Below are 17890 nucleotides of genomic sequence, written 5' to 3'. Positions count from 1 at the left end.
CCCGCCGGTGCGTCGCCGGCCTCGGCGTCGATCCGGAACGTCAGCGCAAGTCCGCCAGCAGCGTGGTGAGTTCGGCCTCCTGCTGCGCCGCCGGCAGGGGCGGGTTCGGGTGGTCGATGCCGAAGGTCTTGAGCACCTTGTCCATCTGCGCGTCCACGGCCGTCCAGCCGGTGTCGTCCAGCGGCTGGAGGGAGGACTGGTCGGCGTCCCACAGGTCGCGCAGCGACTGGGCGGCCGCGTGGGCTCCCTTGGCGTCGCCCGCCTTGGCGTCCTTGAGCGAGGTCGAGGCGAGCGCCCGCAGCGCGCTCACCTTCGCGGCCGGGAAGTTCTTCACGGCCTGCCCCGGGGCGAGTTGGACCGTGGAGGTGGCGTCCGTCTCCGGCGCCGGGCCGACGTGCGGCCGGCTGTGGGCCCAGACGAGCAGGACCGCGGTGGCGGCGGCGAGGAGCCCGAAGCCCACGAGGGCGGTCCGCTCGCGGCGCGGATCAGTGCCGACCTGCGGCTGGTGCGTGGCCTCGTAGGTCTCGGTCACGTCCGAGCGGGTCGCGGTCAGGTAGACGACGGTGGCCAGGATCAGCGCCAGGAAGATCAGGCTGGTGGTGAAGGTGCCCAGGGCGAGGCCGGTGGGGTCGCCAGGGTTCTGCGCGACCTTCGGAGAGGCCAGCCAGTCGCCGATGTTGGCGCCCAGCGGCCGGGTGAGGATGTAGGCGAGCCAGAAGGACAGCACCGGGTTCGCGCCGAACTTCCACAGCGCGGTGATCGCCGCGATGAGCCCCAGCGGCAGCAGCACCGAGACGCCCGGGCTCCAGCCGGTGAGATCGAGGGTCCAGTCGCCGGTGGCGGTGCCGAGGGCGAAGGTGACCAGGACCGTGAGCCAGTAGAACGACTCGCGCGACAGGGTCGTGACGGAGTGGATCGAGAGCGTGCGCTCGCGCAGCCACCACACGCCGAAGACGACCGCGAGCAGGACCGAGAACACGGCGGAGCTGATCCACAGCGGCACATTGAGCTGGTCGGTCAGGATGTCGGTGTACAGCGTGCCGGTGACGCTGACGACCACCACGGTGAGCCAGTACGGGAACGGGACGTACCGCTTGAGCCGCAGCTGGACGGCGAGGACCACGACGAAGACCGCGGTGAAGATCCAGGCGGTGTCGACCAGGCCGACGCCCAGCTTCATGTTGATCCAGTCGGCGAAGCTCTCGCCGACGGTCGTGCAGAGGATCTTGATCACCCAGAACCAGACGGTGACCTCGGGGACCTTGTTCAGCCGCAGCCGCCGACTGCTGCGCGTGCCTGCTTCGCTCGTCATTGTCATGCGACGAGGCTGCCGGGACGAACCTGCCCACAACCTGACTACGCGGCCCGCCGCGGCGTGGGGAGCGTCACCTCGACACGACCGTGACCAGCCGCGATGGCACGCACCTCGACCCCGGCGGACGCGGCGAGACGCCGGACCACGGCCAGCCCCAGGCCGTGCCCGTCCCTGCTGCTGACCCCCGCTTCGAAGACCCGGTCGACCTCCGCGGGATCGAACCCCGGGCCGTCGTCGACAACGTCGACGACCACGCCCTCGGGCCGGACCCGGGCCGCGACCCGCACGTGTGAACTCGCGTGCCGCAGGCCGTTGTCGAGCAGCGGGGACAGCACCGCCACCACGAACTCGCTCGCCACGGCGACCGCGATGCCGTCCGGGACGGCGAGTTCGACGCGGCGGCCGGCGATGGCCTGCCGGGCCGCTGACCGCAGATCGCAGCGGGTCCGGCCGTCTATCCGCGTCCGTGCGGCCCCCAGGATCGTCGTGATCGCCGCGTCGAGGCGGTCGACCTCGCGCAGGACGGACTCCGGTGCCAGCGGGTCGTCGGAGAGCTGGGCCAGCTGGGCTTCGCCGCGCAGGACGGTCAGGGGCGTGCGCAACTCGTGGGCGATCTCGTGGGTGAGGCGGCGCTCGTCCTCGAGCGCGGTGTCGACGCGGTCGAGGAGCCGGTCCAGCGTCCGCCCGAGCTCCCCGAACTCGTCCCGCGGGGTGCCGAGGTCGAACCGCCGGCCGGGTTCGTGGTCGCCCCACTCGTCGGCGAGAGCGGCCATGTCGTGGACCACCCGCAGCGCACGGCGCACCACCAGGTAGGCGACGCCGCCGGCGAGCACGATCGACAGGCCGCCCAGTATCAGCGACAGGACCAGGCTGCGCTGTTCTGACGTCTCGTAAGGTGTCAGGTCCACCCTCACGACCACGACGACGCGGTGGCCTTCGACCGGGATCGGGCGGGCGTAGAGGAGGAAGTGGTCGACGGTCGCGGTCTGCGACCGGCCCGAGTCGGCCAGTGCCTCGACGCGGTCGAGCACACTGCCCGGCACGATCCCGTCGATGAGGCGGCCGTCGGCGTACACCCACGAGACCGAGTCCAGCGCCTCGTTGCCGCTCTCGGTCAGCACGACGCGGCCGCCGCTGACGGCGACGTTCGCCGCCACGGCCTCGGCGCGGGTGCGCGCCAGGTCCATCGAGTCGGCGTCGGTCACCCGGCTCAGCAGCACGTGGGAGACCACCACCAGCACCGCGACCACGGCGGTCGCGATCAGGACGGTGAGCGCGACGACCCTCCCGCGGAAGCCCGTCACTCCCATCGGTAGCCCACCCCGCGGACCGTGGCCAGGCGGTCCGCCGCACCCAGTGCGCCGAGCTTGGTCCGCAGCCGGCGCACGAAGGAGTCCAGGGTGTTGTCACTGACCTGCGCACCGTGCGGCCAGCCGGCCGCGACCAGGGCGTGCCGGCGCACCGCGTCGCCCTGCGCGGCGATGAGCCTGCCGAGGAGCCGGAACTCGGTCGGCGTCAGGCTCTCACTCTTCGACCCGAAGGCCACTACATGCCTGGCGGGATCGAGGACGACGCCCTCCGGCGCGCCCGTCGCGGTCGCCCGGCGCAGCAGGGCGCGCACGCGCACGAGCAGCTCGGGGACGTCGAACGGCTTGGTCAGGTAGTCGTCTGCGCCGGCCTCGAAGCCGCTCACCTTGTGGTGCAGGCCGTCCAGCGCCGTCAGCATCAGCACCGGCGCGTCGACGCCGCGTGCCCGCAGGGCGACGCACACGTCGCGGCCGTCGGCGTCCGGCAGGCCCAGATCCAGGACGACCAGCTCCGGGGCGGGGTCGAGCCGACCCAGCAGGCCGTCCGCCGTGGCGGCGGGGAGGACCGTGTGGCCGTCGTGCTCGAGGGCGCGCCTGAGGACGTCGCGGACCGCCGCGTCGTCTTCGCACACCGAAATGAGAGCCACGCGCAGACCCTAGATACTCCGGCGGCAGTTCTCCATTTGCACTGCTCAGCGGCGTGGCGGCGGGTCCCGCGCCGGTCGTGGCCCCGTTCGGGGGCTTCCGGTGGCCGCGCTTTCGTGGGAGCGTGCCCTCTGCCCGGTCGGCTTCTGCGACGCCGTTGCGCCGGGGTGGGTGCGGATCCTCAACTCCGCGACAGGGGGAGCGATTTCGGTGCGCCATAGACGTTTCGGACCGGCGGCCCCGGTGGTCGTGCTGGCGCTGGCCGCAGCAGTGCTGCCGCTGACGGTGGGTCAGGCCCGGGCCGCGCTACCGGGGAAGGCCGGTCCGCTGCTGGCCGGTGTGGTGATCTCCGGCGGCCACCAGGGTGTCGCCACGGAGAACGTCGACGGTTCGCATCTGGTGGAGTTCCCGGGCGGCGGCGCGGGCGGCCTGGACCAGGGGCAGACCCCGGCCTGGGCGCCGGACGGCAGTCGGGTGATCTTCCAGAGCGGCGCCGGCGGTCTGATCGCCGGCTTGCCCGACGGGACCGGGGCGTACACGCTCGACGCGGGCGTCGATGCGACGCCCGCCTACAGCCGCGACGGCGGGTACGTGTTCGCCGCCACCACGCCGAGTCCGGGCGCGCAGAGCCGGCTGGAGTACACGCCCTCCTCCTGGAACATCACCGACCATCACGGCAGCGGCGACATGAAGCCCTGGTTCGCCTCCGCCACCGGCGGCAGCGACCGCTTCCCCTCCCTCTCGCGGAGCACCAGCGCGGTCGTCTTCGAGCACGACGCGAACGGACACTCGGACCTGTGGACGGACCAGGGCTCGCGCTCCGCCAGGCTGCTCATCACCGACGGCGCCCAGCCGGACGTCTCGCCGGACGGCGGCAGGATCGTCTTCGTGCGCCGCGTGCTCGGCTACGACCAGCTGTTCGTCCAGGCCGCCGACGGTTCGGGCAGCGCCCGCCGGCTGACGACGAACGCCGCCAACCATGACTACCCCAAGTGGAGTCCGGACGGCGCCACGATCTTCTACAACGCGAACCCCGGGACGGACCCGACCCAGATCGTCGGCCATGAGCTGGCCGTGGCGACCTCCGCCGACACGGTGACCCCCGGCGGCCTGGCCTTCGTGGTGGAACAGCCGTTGCCGAGCGTCGGGACGCCGTCGACCTTCCACGCCGTGCCGCCGTCGCGGGTGCTGGACACCCGCAACGCGATCGGCGTCCGGACGCGCACCCCGCTGGCCGCCCGCGGAACGCTGCGGCTGGTCCTGCCCGCGGGCAGACCGGTGCCGACCGGGGCCACGGCCGTGGTGCTGAACGTGACGGTGACCCGGACCACGGCGAGCGGGTACCTGACGGTCTTTCCGGACGGTGCGCGGCGCCCCGCCTCGTCCAACCTGAACTGGACCGCGGGCCGGACCATCCCGAACCAGGTGGTCGTGCCGGTCGGGGCCGGCGGGGCGCTCGACCTCTACAACGGCAGCACGGGGACCACGCACGTGGTGGCCGACCTGGCCGGCTACTACACCGGGGACAGCAGCGGCCTGAAGTTCACCCCGTCCCCTCCGCACCGGATTCTGGACACCCGCGCCGCCGTCGGCGTGTCCACCAGGACGCCGGTCAAGCCGCACGGGACCGTCCGGCTGCAGGTCGCGGGCCGGGGCGCGGTTCCGCGGAGCGGGGTGACCGCCGTCGTCCTGAACGTGACCGTCGCCGGGCCCACGGCGGCCGGGTATCTGACGGTGTATCCGGACGGGATGACGCGGCCCGCCGCGTCGGACCTGAACTGGAGCGCCGGGGAAACCGTGCCCAACCACGTCGTCGTGCGCCTCGGAGCGGACGGCAAAGTCGATTTCTACAACGGCAGTTCAGGCACGGTCGCGGTGGTCGCGGACGTCTTCGGCTCCTACGCCGCCGGAGCGGGCGGCCAGTTCTTCCACCCGATGCCCCCGACCCGGCTGCTCGACACCCGGGGCTATCCACCCGTCCCGCCGAACGTGGACTTCGGCATCAGCTTCGAGAAGTCGACCGCCCCGCCCCCGTACGCGAGCGCGGTCGTGCTGAACGTCACCGTCACCCAGGCACGGGCAGCCGGCTATCTGGTGGCCTTCCCCGGCCTGACCAGTCCGCCGGCGGCGTCCAACCTCGACTGGACGGCCGGCGAGACGGTGTCCAACCTGGTGACCGGCGAGCTGGGCGCGGGAAGCATCACGTTCCACCTCCACACCTCCGGCAGCCTCCAGTTGGTCGCCGACGGCTTCGGCTACTTCGCGAACACCTAGCGGCAGAACGGGAAATGAGGTCGGCACGCGATGGATCCCGCGGTGCGGCAACCCGACACGTCGCGCGGCGCGCGCATGACCGCGTACCGTGCCGTCTCCACGGCCCTGGCCCGGTACAGCGACCGCGCGCTGTGCGATCTCGTGGACGCGGCCGAACCGGTCGGAGCGGGCATCGGCGGCACGTCGGCCCGGTTGTCGGTCGCCGGGCACCCGGTCTCCGTGAAGCGGGTGCCGCTCACCGACCTGGAGTTGCGCCCTGAGCACGTGCGCTCGACGGCGAACCTGTTCGAGGTGCCCGACTTCCCGGACCGCTGCTACACGGTCACCTACCTGGTGAACTGGCTGCTCACCGCTCTGCACGGCCTTCGCAGGGAGGATCGGGACCGCCGTTACGAGCTGGTGCGCGCCTACGCGGAGGGCGAGCGGCCCAGCGGCCTCCCGGAGGGGGTCGCGGCGACCGTCGCCCGGCACGCGCCGGTCGCCGCGGTGGTGTCCGACTTCAACCGCACCTTCCAGCGCCGGAGCAGGCGGACCCCCTATCCCCTGGAGAGGCTCCGCCGGCTCGGCTGACGGACGCTGCCTGCTAGCGCGGACGACATGACGGCGCGTCATCGCGGAACGCCACCGCGCCCGCGGCCAAGGGGGCGGGGCGGCGCGCCGGGCAGCGCCGCTCAGGGAGTGACGGGGGCGGGGTCGGGGGAGAGGTGCTCGTGGACGGCGAGCCAACTGCCGTCGCCGCCGCGGTGGAACACGATGGTCTCCCGCTCGCGCAGGGTCTCCTCGCCGCCCGCGGTGGCGATACGCGTGGTCACCGAGTGGGTGAACACGGCCGCGCCGCCGAGGAGTTGGAGTCGGCGGTCGCGGGAGTCGCAGGCGAGGACCCGGAAGCCGTCGTCCGCGACCCAGCCCTGCCACAGGTCGCGGTACTCCTGCGTGGACTCGAGGCGGCGTCCGGTGCCGTGGAAGACGAAGGTGGCCTCGGGCGCGAAGGCCGCGAAGTAGTCGTCGGTGCGGCCCTCGGCGAAGGCGGCGATCAGCTCGTCGGCCGCCGCGAGGGCGGCGTCGTGGTCGGTCATGGCTGCGGCTCCGTGATCCGGGCGACGGCGCGGACGGGGGCTCCGTCGGCGCCGGGCAGGTGCAGGGGGAAGAGGCTCACCTGGACGTCAAGGCCCGCGCGCTGGGCCTCCAGGACCTCGGTGAGGTTGGTCAGGTTCTCGGCGATGACGGTGCCGGCGCCGGACAGGATCCGGTGCGCGGCGAGGCCCTCGGCGGGGGTCGGGTCGACGCTCAGGGCGTCGATCCCGACCGTGGGCACGCCGCGGGCGACGAGGAGGGCTGCCGCCTCCTCGGTCAGGTAGGGGTGGCCGTGGTAGGCGTCGCTGCCCCAGTGGGCCGACCAGCCGGTGACGACCAGGACGATCCTGCCCTCGGGCACCCGGGCGACGTGTCCTGCGCCGATCGGGGAATGCGGGGCGAGTCCGCGCGCGTCCACGAGATGGGCGGGGCCGTCGAACCGGTCCAGCGGCAGCGCGTCGAGCGCGGGCAGGGCGTCGTCGATGTGGCAGGGGGCGTCGACATGCGTGCCGGACTGCGAACCCAGCTCCAGATGCAGGACGTTGACGCCGTCCCGGGCCGCCGTCAGCGCGGGCCGGATGCGGACCTGCGGGTCGCCGGGGTAGACCGGCATGCCGCTGTCCAGGGGCACGGACAGGTCGACCAGGCGCACGGCCGTCACACCTGCGCCGGCTCGGGATCGAGGACGGGGCTGCCGTCTGCGGCGGTGATCGGCGGGACCGGGGTGTCGGCGGCCGGGACCAGGCGCGGGCCCTCGGGACCGAAGACGGCCCGGGGCTCGGGGAACAGCCGCAGCAGCACGAGGTAGGCGACGGCCGCGAGCACCAGGCCGACCGGCAGGGAGAGGTCCACGCCGCCGGCGAGGTCGCCCAGCACGCCGACGAACTGCCCGGGCAGGTTGACGAACTGGACCGCGACGAGCGCGGAGACCAGCCAGGCGCCCATGCCGCGCCAGTTCCAGCCGTGGCTGAACCAGTAACGCCCGCCCCGCTGGCGGCGGTTGAAGACCTGCAGCGAGTCCGGGTCGTACCAGCCGCGGCGGGTCAGGTAGCCGAGGGTCATGATGACCATCCACGGCGCGGTGCACACGATGATCAGCGTCGCGAAGGTCGAGATGGACTGGGACAGGTTGGCGGCGAAGCGGCCGAGGAAGATGAAGCCGATCGACAGGACGCCGATGAAGACCGTGGCCTGCACCCGGCTGAACCTCGGGAAGACGCTGGCGAAGTCCAGGCCCGTGCCGTACAGCGAGGTGGTGCCGGTGGACATGCCGCCGATCAGGGCGAGCAGGCAGACGGGCAGGAAGTACCAGGACGGCGAGACGGCGAGCAGGCCGCCGACGTAGTCCGGGGCGTTGGGGTCCAGGAAGTGGCCCGCCTTCGCGGCGATGATCGAGGCTGTGGCCAGGCCGAAGAAGAACGGCAGGACCGTCGCGATCTGCGAGAGGAAGGCCGCGCCCATCACCCGGCGGCGCGGGGTGTCGGCGGGGATGTACCGGGCCCAGTCGCCCAGGAAGGCGCCGAAGGACACCGGGTTGGAGAGCACGATCAGGGCGGAGCCGATGAAGGCCGGCCAGAAGCCCGGGGTGCTCAGTGAGTGGAAGCTGCCCTGGTAGCCGGGGTCAAAGTCGCCCGCGAAGGCGAAGAAGCCGAGGACGAACAGCAGGGACGCGGCCGCGACGGCGATCTTGTTCACGAAGAGCATGAACCGGAAGCCGTAGACGCACACCGCGAGCACCAGCACCGCGAACAGACCGTAGGCCAGGGCGTAGACGCCCTCGTTCGTCGGGAGGTGGAACATCCGGTGCGCTCCGCCGACCAGGGCGTCGCCCGAGGACCACACCGAGATGGAGAAGAAGGCCACCGCCGTCAGCAGGGACAGGAAGGAGCCGACGACGCGGCCGTGCACGCCCAGGTGCGCCGAGGAGGACACCGAGTTGTTGGTTCCGTTGAGCGGGCCGAACAGCGCGAGCGGCGCGAGGATCAGCGCCCCGGCGACGAGCCCGAGACCGGTGGCGGCCAGGCCCTGCCAGAAGGAGAGGCCGAACAGGATCGGGAAGGCCCCGAGCACGCAGGTGGCGAAGGTGTTCGCGCCGCCGAACGCGACCCGGAACAGATCCAGGGGCCGGGCGGTGCGGTCGGCGTCGGGGATGCGCTCGACGCCGTACTGCTCGATCTCGGTCAGGGCGGGGGCGTCGTGCTGCTCCTGCTGCGGGCTGGTGCTCATCTCTGCTCCTGGCGGGCGCGGGGGGTGTCCAGGGTGAACAGGCTGATCAGGTCGTAGGCGACGTGGGAGGCCGCGATCGAGGTGATGTCGGCGTGGTCGTAGGCGGGGGCCACCTCGACCACGTCGGCGCCGACCAGGTTGAGGCCGGCCAGGCCCCGCAGGATCTCCAGGAGTTCGCGGGAGGTCATGCCGCCGGCCTCCGGGGTGCCGGTGCCGGGGGCGTGCGCGGGGTCGAGCACGTCGATGTCGACGGACACGTACAACGGCCGGTCGCCGATCCGCTGCCGCAGCGCGTCCACCGTCTCGTCGATGCCGCGGCGCAGCACGTCCGAGGAGGTGACGATGCCGAAACCGAGGCGGCGGTCCTCTTCGAGGTCCCGCTTGCCGTAGAGCGGGCCGCGGGTGCCGACGTGGCTGAGCGCCTCGGTGTCGACGAGGCCCTCCTCGACGGCGCGCCGGAACGGGGTGCCGTGGGTGTACTCGGCGCCGAAGTAGGTGTCCCAGGTGTCCAGATGGGCGTCGAAGTGGAGCACCGCGACCGGCCCGTGCTGCTTGGCGGCGGCGCGCAGCAGCGGCAGGGCGATGGTGTGGTCACCACCGATGGTGAGCAACTTGGTTCCGGCGGCCTGGAGTTGGCCCGCCTCGTGCTCGACGGTCTCGATCGCCTCGCCGATGTCGAAGGGGTTGACCGCGATGTCGCCCGCGTCCGCGACCTGCTGGACGCCGAAGGGGTGCACGTCCAGCGCCGGGTGGTAGGGGCGCAGCAGCCGGGATGCCTCGCGGACCGCTGCCGGGGCGAAGCGGGCGCCGGGCCGGTAGGAGACGCCGGTGTCGAAGGGGACGCCGACGACGGCGACGTCGGCGTGGGCCACCTCGTCCAGGCGCGGCAGCCGGGCGAACGTGGCCGGTCCGGCGTAGCGCGGAACGCGGGAGGAGTCCACCGGTCCACGGGGGGCGGTCGTCATCGTGCGGCACCTTCCAGGTTGCGGGGGTGCTTCAGTGTGCGAAGCGCCCGGCGCAGGGGGCAATTGTTGCTGCCACGAAGAACTAGAGTGGCTTTGTGTCCACCGCCAAAGCCGACGCCGCGAAGACGCGCCCCGCCGTCACCGTGGGCGACCTGCTGTCCTTCCCGGCCCTGCAGCTGCGGCTGCTCGCGGGCGGCGGCGGGCTGGGGCGCGCGGTGTCGTGGGCGCATGTGAGCGAGCTGGAGGATCCGACGCCGTGGCTCCAGGGCTCCGAGGTGATCATGACCGTGGGCATCGCCGTGCCCCGCGGGGGCGCGGCCCAGCGGCGGTACCTGGAGCGGCTCGACGACGCCGGTGTCGCCGCGCTGGTGCTCAGCACCCAGCTGCGGACGCCGCCGCTGCGCCGCGAGTTCCTGGCCGCCGCGGAGGCGCGCGGCTTCCCGGTGCTGGAGGTGCCGCTCGCGGTGCCGTTCGTCACCATCGCGCAGGAGGTCGCCGCGGCCGTCAGCGAGAACCCCGCCGCCCGGCTCGGCGCGCAACTGCAGGTCTTCGGCGCGCTGCGGTGGATGGCCGAGGAGAACCTGGACGCCGGGGCGCTGTTCAACCGCCTGGAGCGGCTCAGCGGCTACCGCCTGGCGCTGTGCACCACCCAGGGCCGCCCGCTGCTGCCCGGCGTGGACGTGCCCGCGGACCTCTCGGTGCTGCCGGACACAGCGGACGCCCCGCCGACCGTGGCCGGCGGGTTCGTGCTGCCCGTCCTCGGACCGGGCGGACCAGCGGGCTACCTGGTCGCCCTGGAGCGGGCCGGGGCGCGCCCCGCCGGGCTGGCCGTCGTCCAGCACCTCGCCACCGTGGCCGCGCTGTGCCTCGCGATGGTGCGTCAGGAGCGCGAGGTGCTGCGCCGCGAAGGCGCGGAGACCCTGGCCGAGTTGCTGCAGGACGCCCTCGACGCGGCCGGGGCCCAGCGCCGGCTGGCCCGACACGGCCTGGACTCGGCCCGCCCTGTCGTCCTCGCCGTGGTCCGGCGCACCCAGGACGAGGCCCTGGCGGCGGCGCTGTACGACCGGCCCCATCTGACGCTGCGTCGGGGCGAGGACCGGCTGGTGCTGGCCGAGCCGGGACTCGAGCCGGCGCTGGCCGAACTGCACGGCGCGGTCTGCGGGTTGAGTCGACCCTTCCACGTGGGCACGCCACTGAGAGTCGCCCACCGGGAGGCCGGCTGGGCGGCCGGCCGCGCGGAGGAGGCGGGCCGGCCGCTGGTCCACTACGGGGAGGACGCCACCGGCCGCTGGCTGCCTGAGGACCGCCAGCTCCTGGCCGCCCTGGTCGAACAGGTCCTCGGCGGGGCGCTGCGCTACGACGCGGCGCACGGCTCGCAACTGCTGCTCTCCGTGCGCACGTGGATGGAGCGTGACCGCCGGACCGAGGAGGCCGCGGCGGCCCTGCACATCCACCCCAACACGCTGGCCTACCGCCTGCGCCGCTTCGGCGAGGTGACCGGCCGCGACCTGACGACGACCGCCGCCTTCACCGAGGTCTGGTTCGCCGTACGCGCGGCGACCGAACTGGGCGTGGCGACGGAGGCGCAGGAGAAGTCCTAGCCCGGTGGGTTCGAGGCTCAGCCTTCGGCCAGGAACTCGCCTGTCAGCTTGAGCAGTTGCTCGGCCTGCTCGAACAGGACCACGTGGCCGGAGTCCAGCTCGGCGTAGCTGCTGCCCGGGATGGCGGCGTGCAGGGCCCGGGCGTGGCGGACGGGGATCGTCTGGTCCCTGGCCGCGCCCAGGACCAGGGTCGGCGCGGTGATCCGCGGCAGCAGCGCGGTGACGTCGACCCGCAGGTCAAGGTCCAGCTGGCGCAGCAGTCCTGGCGTGGGGGGCATGCCGGCGGCCAGATCCTCGATCAGCCCGGGCTCGGCTGCCGCGAGGAACCCGGTGCTGAAGCCGGTGAGCGCGCTGATCCGGCCGAAGACCGTGGGCAGCGGAGCCGCGTCGATCCAGGTGCGGAAGAGCGTCTGCAGGTAGGGGTCGGCGGCGGAGTCCGCCCAGCCCGCGATCAGCACCAGCCGGTGCACCAGGTCGGGCCGGGTGGCGGCGACGGCGGCGGCCACCGGGGAACCGAGCGAGAAGCCGATCACGTCCGCGGGCCGGTCGGCGCCGAGGTCCTCGATCACCGCGATGACCTGGGCGGCGAGCCGGTCCACCGTCAGCTCCCCGCCGTCGTCCTCGGCAGCGGCGCTGCCGGAGAGATCGGGGGCGACGACCAGGTGCGTCGCGGCCCAGGCCGGGGTGAGGTGGCCCCAGGTGATGGCCGCGCCCGGGCCGGTCCCGTGGACCAGAACGAGCGGGCGGCGGCCGGGCTCGCCGGTGACGGTGTAGGGGATGCGGGCGTCGGCGACGGTGATGGTGGGCATGTCCGGCTCCTGTCGAATGTTCAGAACTGGCTGGCAGGAGCAACGTTGGCAGCGGGCCGCGGCGTTGAGGAGCGGAGCCGTTTCCCTAGGATCGGGAACCCTAGGCTGCGCGGATGCCTGGGACCGGAGGGGATGCTGATGGGTACGGCGATGGACCGGGCGGAACTGGCCGACTTCCTGCGCCGGAGCCGGGAGCGGCTGCGGCCGGAGGACGTCGGTCTGGTCTCCGGCCCGCGCCGGCGGACGCCCGGGCTGCGCCGCGAGGAGGTGGTGCAGCTGGCGGGGATGTCGGCGGACTACTACATGCGGCTGGAGCAGGCGCGCAGTCCGCAGCCGTCGACCCAGATGCTGGCGGCGCTGGCCCGGGCGCTGCGGCTGACCGAGGACGAGCGCGACCACCTCTACCTGCTGGCCGGCCACCGGCCGCCGCTGGGGCGGACGGCCGGTGAGCGGCTGCGGCCCGGACTGGTGTTCCTGCTGGAGCAGTTGGAGCACACGCCCGCCCAGGTGATCGACGACCTCGGCAACCTGCTGGCGCAGAACCTGATGGCGGAGGCGCTGTTCGGCTGCGCCTGCACGGTCACCGGCCCCGGACGGAACGTGGTCTGGCGCTGGTTCACCGACCCGTCGGTGCGCGAGCCCTACCCGGAGGAGGAGCGCGAGGTGGCGAGCCGCGTGCACGTGGCCGACCTGCGGGCCGCGGTGGCCCGGCGCGGACGTGACGAGGCGTCAACCCGGCTGGTGGCGGGGTTGCGTGAGGCCTCGGCCGAGTTCGCCGGGCTGTGGGACCGGCACGAGGTCGCGGTGCGGCGGCGAACCCGGTTCCGGGTGGTGCATGCGGACCTGGGGCCTCTGGAACTGGACTGCGAGCAGTTGCTCACCCCGACGGAGGATCAGCAGCTGCTCGTCTTCACGCCCCCACCCGGCAGCGCGACCGCCCCCCGCCTGGCCCGCCTGCGCGGCCTGCGCCACGACGAGCTGGCGACCCCCGCGTGAAGCCCGACGGGGGATGCGGCTCCCCCGCACCGCAGCGGCCGGGCCGGCACCGTTCGGGCGGCGGGCCGAAGGTCCTTGCCGACTGGTCGATCGCCCCTGCTGCGGGCCGCGTCGCGGGGTAGACGCTGGAGGCCAGAATGCCCGTCCAGGTGGAGGGAAGCCCGTCATGGCCACCTCGCCCGCCGACCGGACGATCGAGGAGATCGTCCGGGACGCGTCCTCCGCGCCTTCCATGCACAACGCGCAGCCGTGGCGCTTCCGGTACGACCGGGCCGACCGCGTCTTCGAGTTGCGGCCGGACCTGGAGCGCTCCATGGCCCACGCCGACCGCTTCCACCGGGCGCTGCACCTCGGCTGCGGCGCGGCGCTGTTCAACCTGCGCGTGGCCGCCGCGCACCGGGGCTGGTACCCGGGAACGTCGATCCTGCCCAGGCCGGAGGACCAGCGGCTGCTGGCCCGGGTCCGTCTGGAGGAACGGCAGCCGCCGCAGGACCTGGTCGGCCTGTACCCGGCGCTGTCCCGTCGGCACACCAGCCGCGACCCGTTCGAGCCCAGGCCGGTTCCGGAGTCCGTCCGTGAGGAACTGTGCCGGGCCGCGGAAGCGGAGGGAGCGGGGATGTCCTTTCCCGAGCGCTGGTACGTCGAGTCGATCGCCGATCTGGTGCAGGACGCCGAGGCCCACGACGTCCTCGCGCCCGACCCGGACCTGGTGCGCTGGACCTACCCGGGCGCGCACGCGGAGGACGAGGGCGTTCCGGAGCACGCCTTCGGTCCGCGCAAGCGGCGCGGCCGCGCGCCGGTGCGCGACTTCGCGGGCCGACGCCGGGTGCCCGGGCGGGCGACGGCCGACTTCGAAGCGGATCCGCAACTGGCGCTGCTGACCACCCGGCGGGACCGGATCCCCGACTGGGTCCGCGCCGGACAGGCTCTCGAACGCGTCCTGCTGCTCGCCACCCTGCGGGGCCTGGCGACCGCGCTGACCTCGCACGCCCTGGAGGCCCCGGAGCTGCGCTGGCTGGTCCGCGACCCGCAGGCGCCGCCCGGGCATGTGCAGATGGTCCTCCGCCTCGGCTACGGCCCCCCGGGGCCGCCCACACCGCGGCGTCCGGTCCGCGACGTCCTGGTGATCACCGGAGCGGCCGGCTGACGTCGAGGTCCGATCAGGCCGGACGACCGCGCCCCGGCCGGGCCGGGCGTGCTGCCGGGCGCCGCGTCAGCCGGTCCAGGTCCAGTCGGCGACCTCGGGGAGGTCGGTGCCGTGCTCGCGGACCCAACTGTCGTGGCGGGTGCGGATGTCGGCCATCTGCTGGCGGACGTGGGCGGCGCGCACGGCGAGGCCGGGGACGCGGTCGATGACGTCCATCACCAGGCGATACCGGTCCAGGTCGTTGCGCAGGACCATGTCGAACGGCGTGGTCGTGGTGCCGATCTCCTTGTAGCCGCGGACGTGGGTGTGGGCGTGGCCGGTCCGGCGGTAGGTGAGGCGGTGGATGAGCCAGGGGTAGCCGTGGTAGGCGAAGATGACCGGCCTGTCCTGGGTGAACAGGGCGTCGTACTCGCGGTCGGGCATGCCGTGCGGATGCTCCTCGGCGGGCATCAGGCGGGCGATGTCGACTACGTTGACCACCCGGACGGCCAGGTGGGGCAGGTGCCGGCGCAGCAGTTGGGCGGCGGCCAGGACCTCCATGGTCGGTACGTCCCCGGCGCAGGCCAGGACCACGTCGGGGTCGCGCTCGCCGTCCTCGGTGCCGGCCCAGTCCCAGATGCCGGCCCCGCGGGCGCAGTGGACCCGGGCCTCGTCCAGCGGGAGCCAGTCGAAGCAGGGCTGCTTGCCGGCGACCACGACGTTGACGTAGTCGCGGGTGCGCAGGACGTGCTCGGCGGTGGCGAGCAGGGTGTTGGTGTCGGGCGGGAAGTAGACGCGCACGGCCTCGGGGCTCTTGTTCAGGACGTGGTCGACGAAGCCGGGGTCCTGGTGGGAGAAGCCGTTGTGGTCCTGGCGCCACACGTGCGAGGTGAGCAGGTAGTTGAGCGAGGGGATCGGGGCCCGCCAGGACAGCCGGCGGGTGGTGCGCAGCCACTTGATGTGCTGGTTGACCATGGAGTCGACGATGTGGACGAACGCCTCGTAGCAGGAGAACAGGCCGTGACGGCCCGTCAGCAGGTAGCCTTCGAGCCAGCCTTGGCAGGTGTGCTCGGAGAGGATCTCCATGACCCTCCCGTCGCGGGCGAGGTTCTCGTCGACGGGGAGCGTCTGGGCCTGCCAGGCCTTGCCGGTGGCGCCGTAGACGGCCTGGAGGCGGTTGGACGCGGTCTCGTCCGGGCCGACCAGGCGGAAGTCGCGGCGTTCGGCGGTGTCGGCCATGACCTGTTCCAGCATGCCGCCGAGGACGCGGGTGGGCTCGTGCAGGGTGGCGCCGTGCTTGTCCACCTCGACCGCGTACTTCTCCGGTGCGGGCAGCGGCAGTTGACGGGCCAGTAGGCCGCCGTTGGCGTGCGGGTTGGCGCCCAGCCGGCGTGTGCCCCGCGGGACGCAGGCCAGGACCTGCGGCTCGGGTCGGCCGTCGTCGTCGAAGAGCTCCTCGGGCCGGTACGAGCGCAGCCAGGCCTCCAGCGCGGCGAGGTGCCCGGGGTTGGTGCGCACCTGGTCCAAGGGCACCTGGTGGGCGCGCCAGGTGCCCTCCACCGGGACGCCGTCGACCTCGTGCGGGCCGGTCCAGCCCTTGGGGGTGCGCAGCACGATCATCGGCCAGCGCGGGCGTTCGGTCGTGGACCCGGTCCGGGCGGCGTGCTGGATCGCGGCGATGCGGTCGAGCGCCTGGTCCATGGCCGCGGCCATGGCGCGGTGGACCTGGGCCGGGTCGCTCCCGGTGACGTGGAGGGGGTCGTGTCCGTAGCCGCGCAGGAGTTGGTCCAGCTCGTCCTCGGGGATGCGGGCGAGCACGGTGGGGTTGGCGATCTTGTAGCCGTTCAGGTGCAGGATCGGCAGCACGGCGCCGTCGTGGACCGGATCGAGGAACTTGTTGCTGTGCCAGGAGGCGGCGAGGGGGCCGGTCTCGGCCTCGCCGTCGCCGATCACGCAGGCGGCCACCAGGCCGGGGTTGTCCAGCGCGGCGCCGTAGGCGTGGGAGAGGGAGTAGCCGAGTTCGCCGCCCTCGTGGATGGAGCCGGGGGTCTCCGGCGCGACATGGCTGGGGACGCCGCCGGGGAAGGAGAACTGCCGGAACAGCCGGGCCATGCCGGCCTCGTCGCGGGTGACGTCGGGATAGGTCTGCGTGTAGCTGCCGTCCAGCCAGGACCCGGCCAGGACGGCCGGGCCGCCGTGGCCCGGCCCCCAGACGCAGACGGCGTCCAGCTCCCGGGCCTTGATCACGCGGTTGAGGTGGGTGTGGACGAGGTTCAGGCCGGGGGAGGTGCCCCAGTGGCCGAGCAGGCGCGGCTTGATGTGCTCGGGGCGCAGCGGCTCGCGCAGCAGCGGGTTGGCCAGCAGGTAGATCTGGCCCGCGGCCAGGTAGTTGGCCGCCCGCCAGTGGGCGTCCAGCGCGGCGAGTTCGTCCTCGTCCAGGGCGGTGGCAGGAGAAGCGGGGGTCTGCTCGGGGAGCATGAGGGGCCTCTTTCCGGTTCGGATGCGGGACGCGGTCCGACGCACGCGAGGAGCCTTCCCGGCCCCGTGCCCCCAGGCACCCGCATGCCCCGAATGGGTCAGCCGGCATGTCGTGGCGGGCGGGGTGCGAGTCGCGTACGGAAGCCGCGGGGAGGGTCGGTCGCGCTGGTCTGGCGGTGGTGGCGGCAGGCGACGGCCGGAGCCGGGGCCGCTACCGGTGTAGCAGGCGCGGCGGCCTCTCGCGCGCCGTCGGCAGGGCGGCGGCCCGATCGGGGCCCAAGGGCCCACCCACTCAGGACGTGCGGCCCCCCGTGCCGCGCCGGACGGGGGCCGGTCGGCCCGGTCGGCCAGGACCGGGGGCGGATACGCCCTGAGGGACGAAAGCCGTGGCCGGCTCGCTTTGCCACAGGCGGGCGGCGTTCATGGGACAGGGACCATCGGCCCTGGGCGACCACCGAGCGTCTGCGCCTTCATGGGACTCATGCGCGTCACGACACCCTCGACCGCGCGCGGTTCCGACCCCGCAGCAGGCACCGCGCCTCCGGGCGCGGCTGCCGACGCGGTCACGCGGGCGGGGGAGCTGTCCCGGGAGGAGGCATGACGGTTGCTCGGCAGCGTCTCGTACGGCCGGGTGGTCCTCAGCCATCAGGCGCTGCCCGCGATCGGTCCGGTGAACCACCTGCTCGCCGACGGATGCGTGGTGATCCGCACCCGTCGCGGCGCGGCACTGCTCGGCCCGGGGCAGGACGGGGCGGTGGTGGCGTTCGAGGCGGACGCGCTGGATCCGGCGGCGCGGTCGGGATGGAGCGTCGTGGTCGCCGGAGTGCCGACCCTGGTGTCGGACCCGGAGGAACTGCGCCGCTACCAGCGGGAGTTGCGGCCGTGGATGGGCTGCGAGACGGAGCACATGGTCCGTTTCAGCGCGGATCGGTCACCGGCTGCCGAGTCGGGTGACGGCGCCGAGTTCTGCGTGCGTGCCGAGAACTGACGGGGCCTCAGGAACGCGCGCAGGCCAGTGCGCCTGCCTCGTCCGAGCGGGTCCGACCTCCAGCCCCTCCCGCCCCGCGTCGGAGC

15 protein-coding genes are annotated in these 17890 nt (G+C 73.5%); 6 read left to right on the top strand and 9 right to left on the bottom strand.

All coding sequences use genetic code 11. The features are described from left to right. Positions 1 to 40: 40 nt before the first annotated feature. The 3 genes from ACFP3V_RS01050 to ACFP3V_RS01040 are packed head-to-tail and all read right to left on the bottom strand — an operon-like array spanning position 41 to position 3269. Positions 41 to 1318 (bottom strand): COG4705 family protein, encoded by a 1278-nt coding sequence (locus tag ACFP3V_RS01050; RefSeq protein WP_380578610.1) that lies wholly within the window; start codon positions 1316 to 1318, stop codon positions 41 to 43. 38 nt (positions 1319 to 1356) lie between these two features. Beyond that, positions 1357 to 2625: a sensor histidine kinase gene (locus tag ACFP3V_RS01045; RefSeq protein WP_380578608.1), complete on the bottom strand. Its 1269-nt coding sequence runs from the start codon at positions 2623 to 2625 to the stop codon at positions 1357 to 1359. Continuing rightward, positions 2616 to 3269 (bottom strand): response regulator transcription factor, encoded by a 654-nt coding sequence (locus tag ACFP3V_RS01040; protein WP_380578606.1) that lies wholly within the window; start codon positions 3267 to 3269, stop codon positions 2616 to 2618. The genes ACFP3V_RS01045 and ACFP3V_RS01040 overlap by 10 nt, the downstream gene beginning before the upstream one ends. A 208-nt stretch (positions 3270 to 3477) precedes the next feature. Between ACFP3V_RS01040 and ACFP3V_RS01035 the strand changes: the two genes are divergently transcribed. Both ACFP3V_RS01035 and ACFP3V_RS01030 read left to right on the top strand, forming a co-directional pair. Further along, positions 3478 to 5541 (top strand): TolB family protein, encoded by a 2064-nt coding sequence (locus tag ACFP3V_RS01035; RefSeq protein ID WP_380578604.1) that lies wholly within the window; start codon positions 3478 to 3480, stop codon positions 5539 to 5541. Positions 5542 to 5616: 75 nt separating this feature from the next. Beyond that, positions 5617 to 6111: a hypothetical protein gene (locus ACFP3V_RS01030; RefSeq protein ID WP_380578602.1), complete on the top strand. Its 495-nt coding sequence runs from the start codon at positions 5617 to 5619 to the stop codon at positions 6109 to 6111. A gap of 101 nt (positions 6112 to 6212) precedes the next feature. On the opposite strand, the gene ACFP3V_RS01025 is transcribed toward ACFP3V_RS01030, so the two are convergent. Genes ACFP3V_RS01025 through speB form a run of 4 tightly spaced genes read right to left on the bottom strand, consistent with a single transcriptional unit; the run spans position 6213 to position 9806 of the window. Then, on the bottom strand, positions 6213 to 6617 hold the full coding sequence (locus tag ACFP3V_RS01025) for a YybH family protein (RefSeq protein WP_380578600.1): 405 nt from the start codon (positions 6615 to 6617) through the stop codon (positions 6213 to 6215). Beyond that, a complete protein-coding gene (locus ACFP3V_RS01020; protein WP_380578598.1) occupies positions 6614 to 7267 on the bottom strand; it encodes a cyclase family protein in 654 nt (217 codons plus the stop codon). Before ACFP3V_RS01020 ends, ACFP3V_RS01025 begins: the two co-directional genes overlap by 4 nt. A 5-nt stretch (positions 7268 to 7272) precedes the next feature. Further along, positions 7273 to 8841 (bottom strand): purine-cytosine permease family protein, encoded by a 1569-nt coding sequence (locus ACFP3V_RS01015; protein ID WP_380578596.1) that lies wholly within the window; start codon positions 8839 to 8841, stop codon positions 7273 to 7275. After that, positions 8838 to 9806: an agmatinase gene (gene speB / locus ACFP3V_RS01010; RefSeq protein ID WP_380578594.1), complete on the bottom strand. Its 969-nt coding sequence runs from the start codon at positions 9804 to 9806 to the stop codon at positions 8838 to 8840. Before speB ends, ACFP3V_RS01015 begins: the two co-directional genes overlap by 4 nt. Positions 9807 to 9901: 95 nt before the next feature. Here speB and ACFP3V_RS01005 point away from each other — a divergent pair, with 95 nt between their 5' ends. Then, complete coding sequence (locus ACFP3V_RS01005; RefSeq protein WP_380578592.1) at positions 9902 to 11407, top strand: PucR family transcriptional regulator; 1506 nt, start codon at positions 9902 to 9904, stop codon at positions 11405 to 11407. A gap of 17 nt (positions 11408 to 11424) precedes the next feature. Here the strand turns inward: ACFP3V_RS01005 and ACFP3V_RS01000 are convergent, their stop codons facing one another. Next, positions 11425 to 12216, bottom strand: a complete 792-nt coding sequence (locus ACFP3V_RS01000) for an alpha/beta fold hydrolase (protein ID WP_380578590.1) — start codon at positions 12214 to 12216, stop codon at positions 11425 to 11427. A 138-nt stretch (positions 12217 to 12354) separates the two neighbouring features. Here ACFP3V_RS01000 and ACFP3V_RS00995 point away from each other — a divergent pair, with 138 nt between their 5' ends. Both ACFP3V_RS00995 and ACFP3V_RS00990 read left to right on the top strand, forming a co-directional pair. Beyond that, positions 12355 to 13212 (top strand): helix-turn-helix transcriptional regulator, encoded by an 858-nt coding sequence (locus ACFP3V_RS00995; RefSeq protein ID WP_380578588.1) that lies wholly within the window; start codon positions 12355 to 12357, stop codon positions 13210 to 13212. A gap of 166 nt (positions 13213 to 13378) precedes the next feature. After that, positions 13379 to 14359, top strand: coding sequence for an Acg family FMN-binding oxidoreductase (locus ACFP3V_RS00990; protein WP_380578586.1), 981 nt, complete (start codon positions 13379 to 13381; stop codon positions 14357 to 14359). A gap of 66 nt (positions 14360 to 14425) precedes the next feature. Here ACFP3V_RS00990 and ACFP3V_RS00985 read toward each other — a convergent pair whose 3' ends face one another. Next, positions 14426 to 16816 (bottom strand): phosphoketolase family protein, encoded by a 2391-nt coding sequence (locus ACFP3V_RS00985; protein ID WP_380578584.1) that lies wholly within the window; start codon positions 16814 to 16816, stop codon positions 14426 to 14428. Between the two features lie 604 nt (positions 16817 to 17420). On the opposite strand from ACFP3V_RS00985, the gene ACFP3V_RS00980 reads away from it, so the two are divergent. After that, on the top strand, positions 17421 to 17804 hold the full coding sequence (locus tag ACFP3V_RS00980; RefSeq protein WP_380578582.1) for a pyridoxamine 5'-phosphate oxidase family protein: 384 nt from the start codon (positions 17421 to 17423) through the stop codon (positions 17802 to 17804). Positions 17805 to 17890 lie beyond the last annotated feature (86 nt).

It is taken from the genome of Streptacidiphilus monticola (genome assembly GCF_042658505.1).
In the GTDB taxonomy this organism is placed as follows: domain Bacteria; phylum Actinomycetota; class Actinomycetes; order Streptomycetales; family Streptomycetaceae; genus Streptacidiphilus; species Streptacidiphilus monticola.
This window is presented reverse-complemented; position numbering and strand designations above follow the sequence as displayed.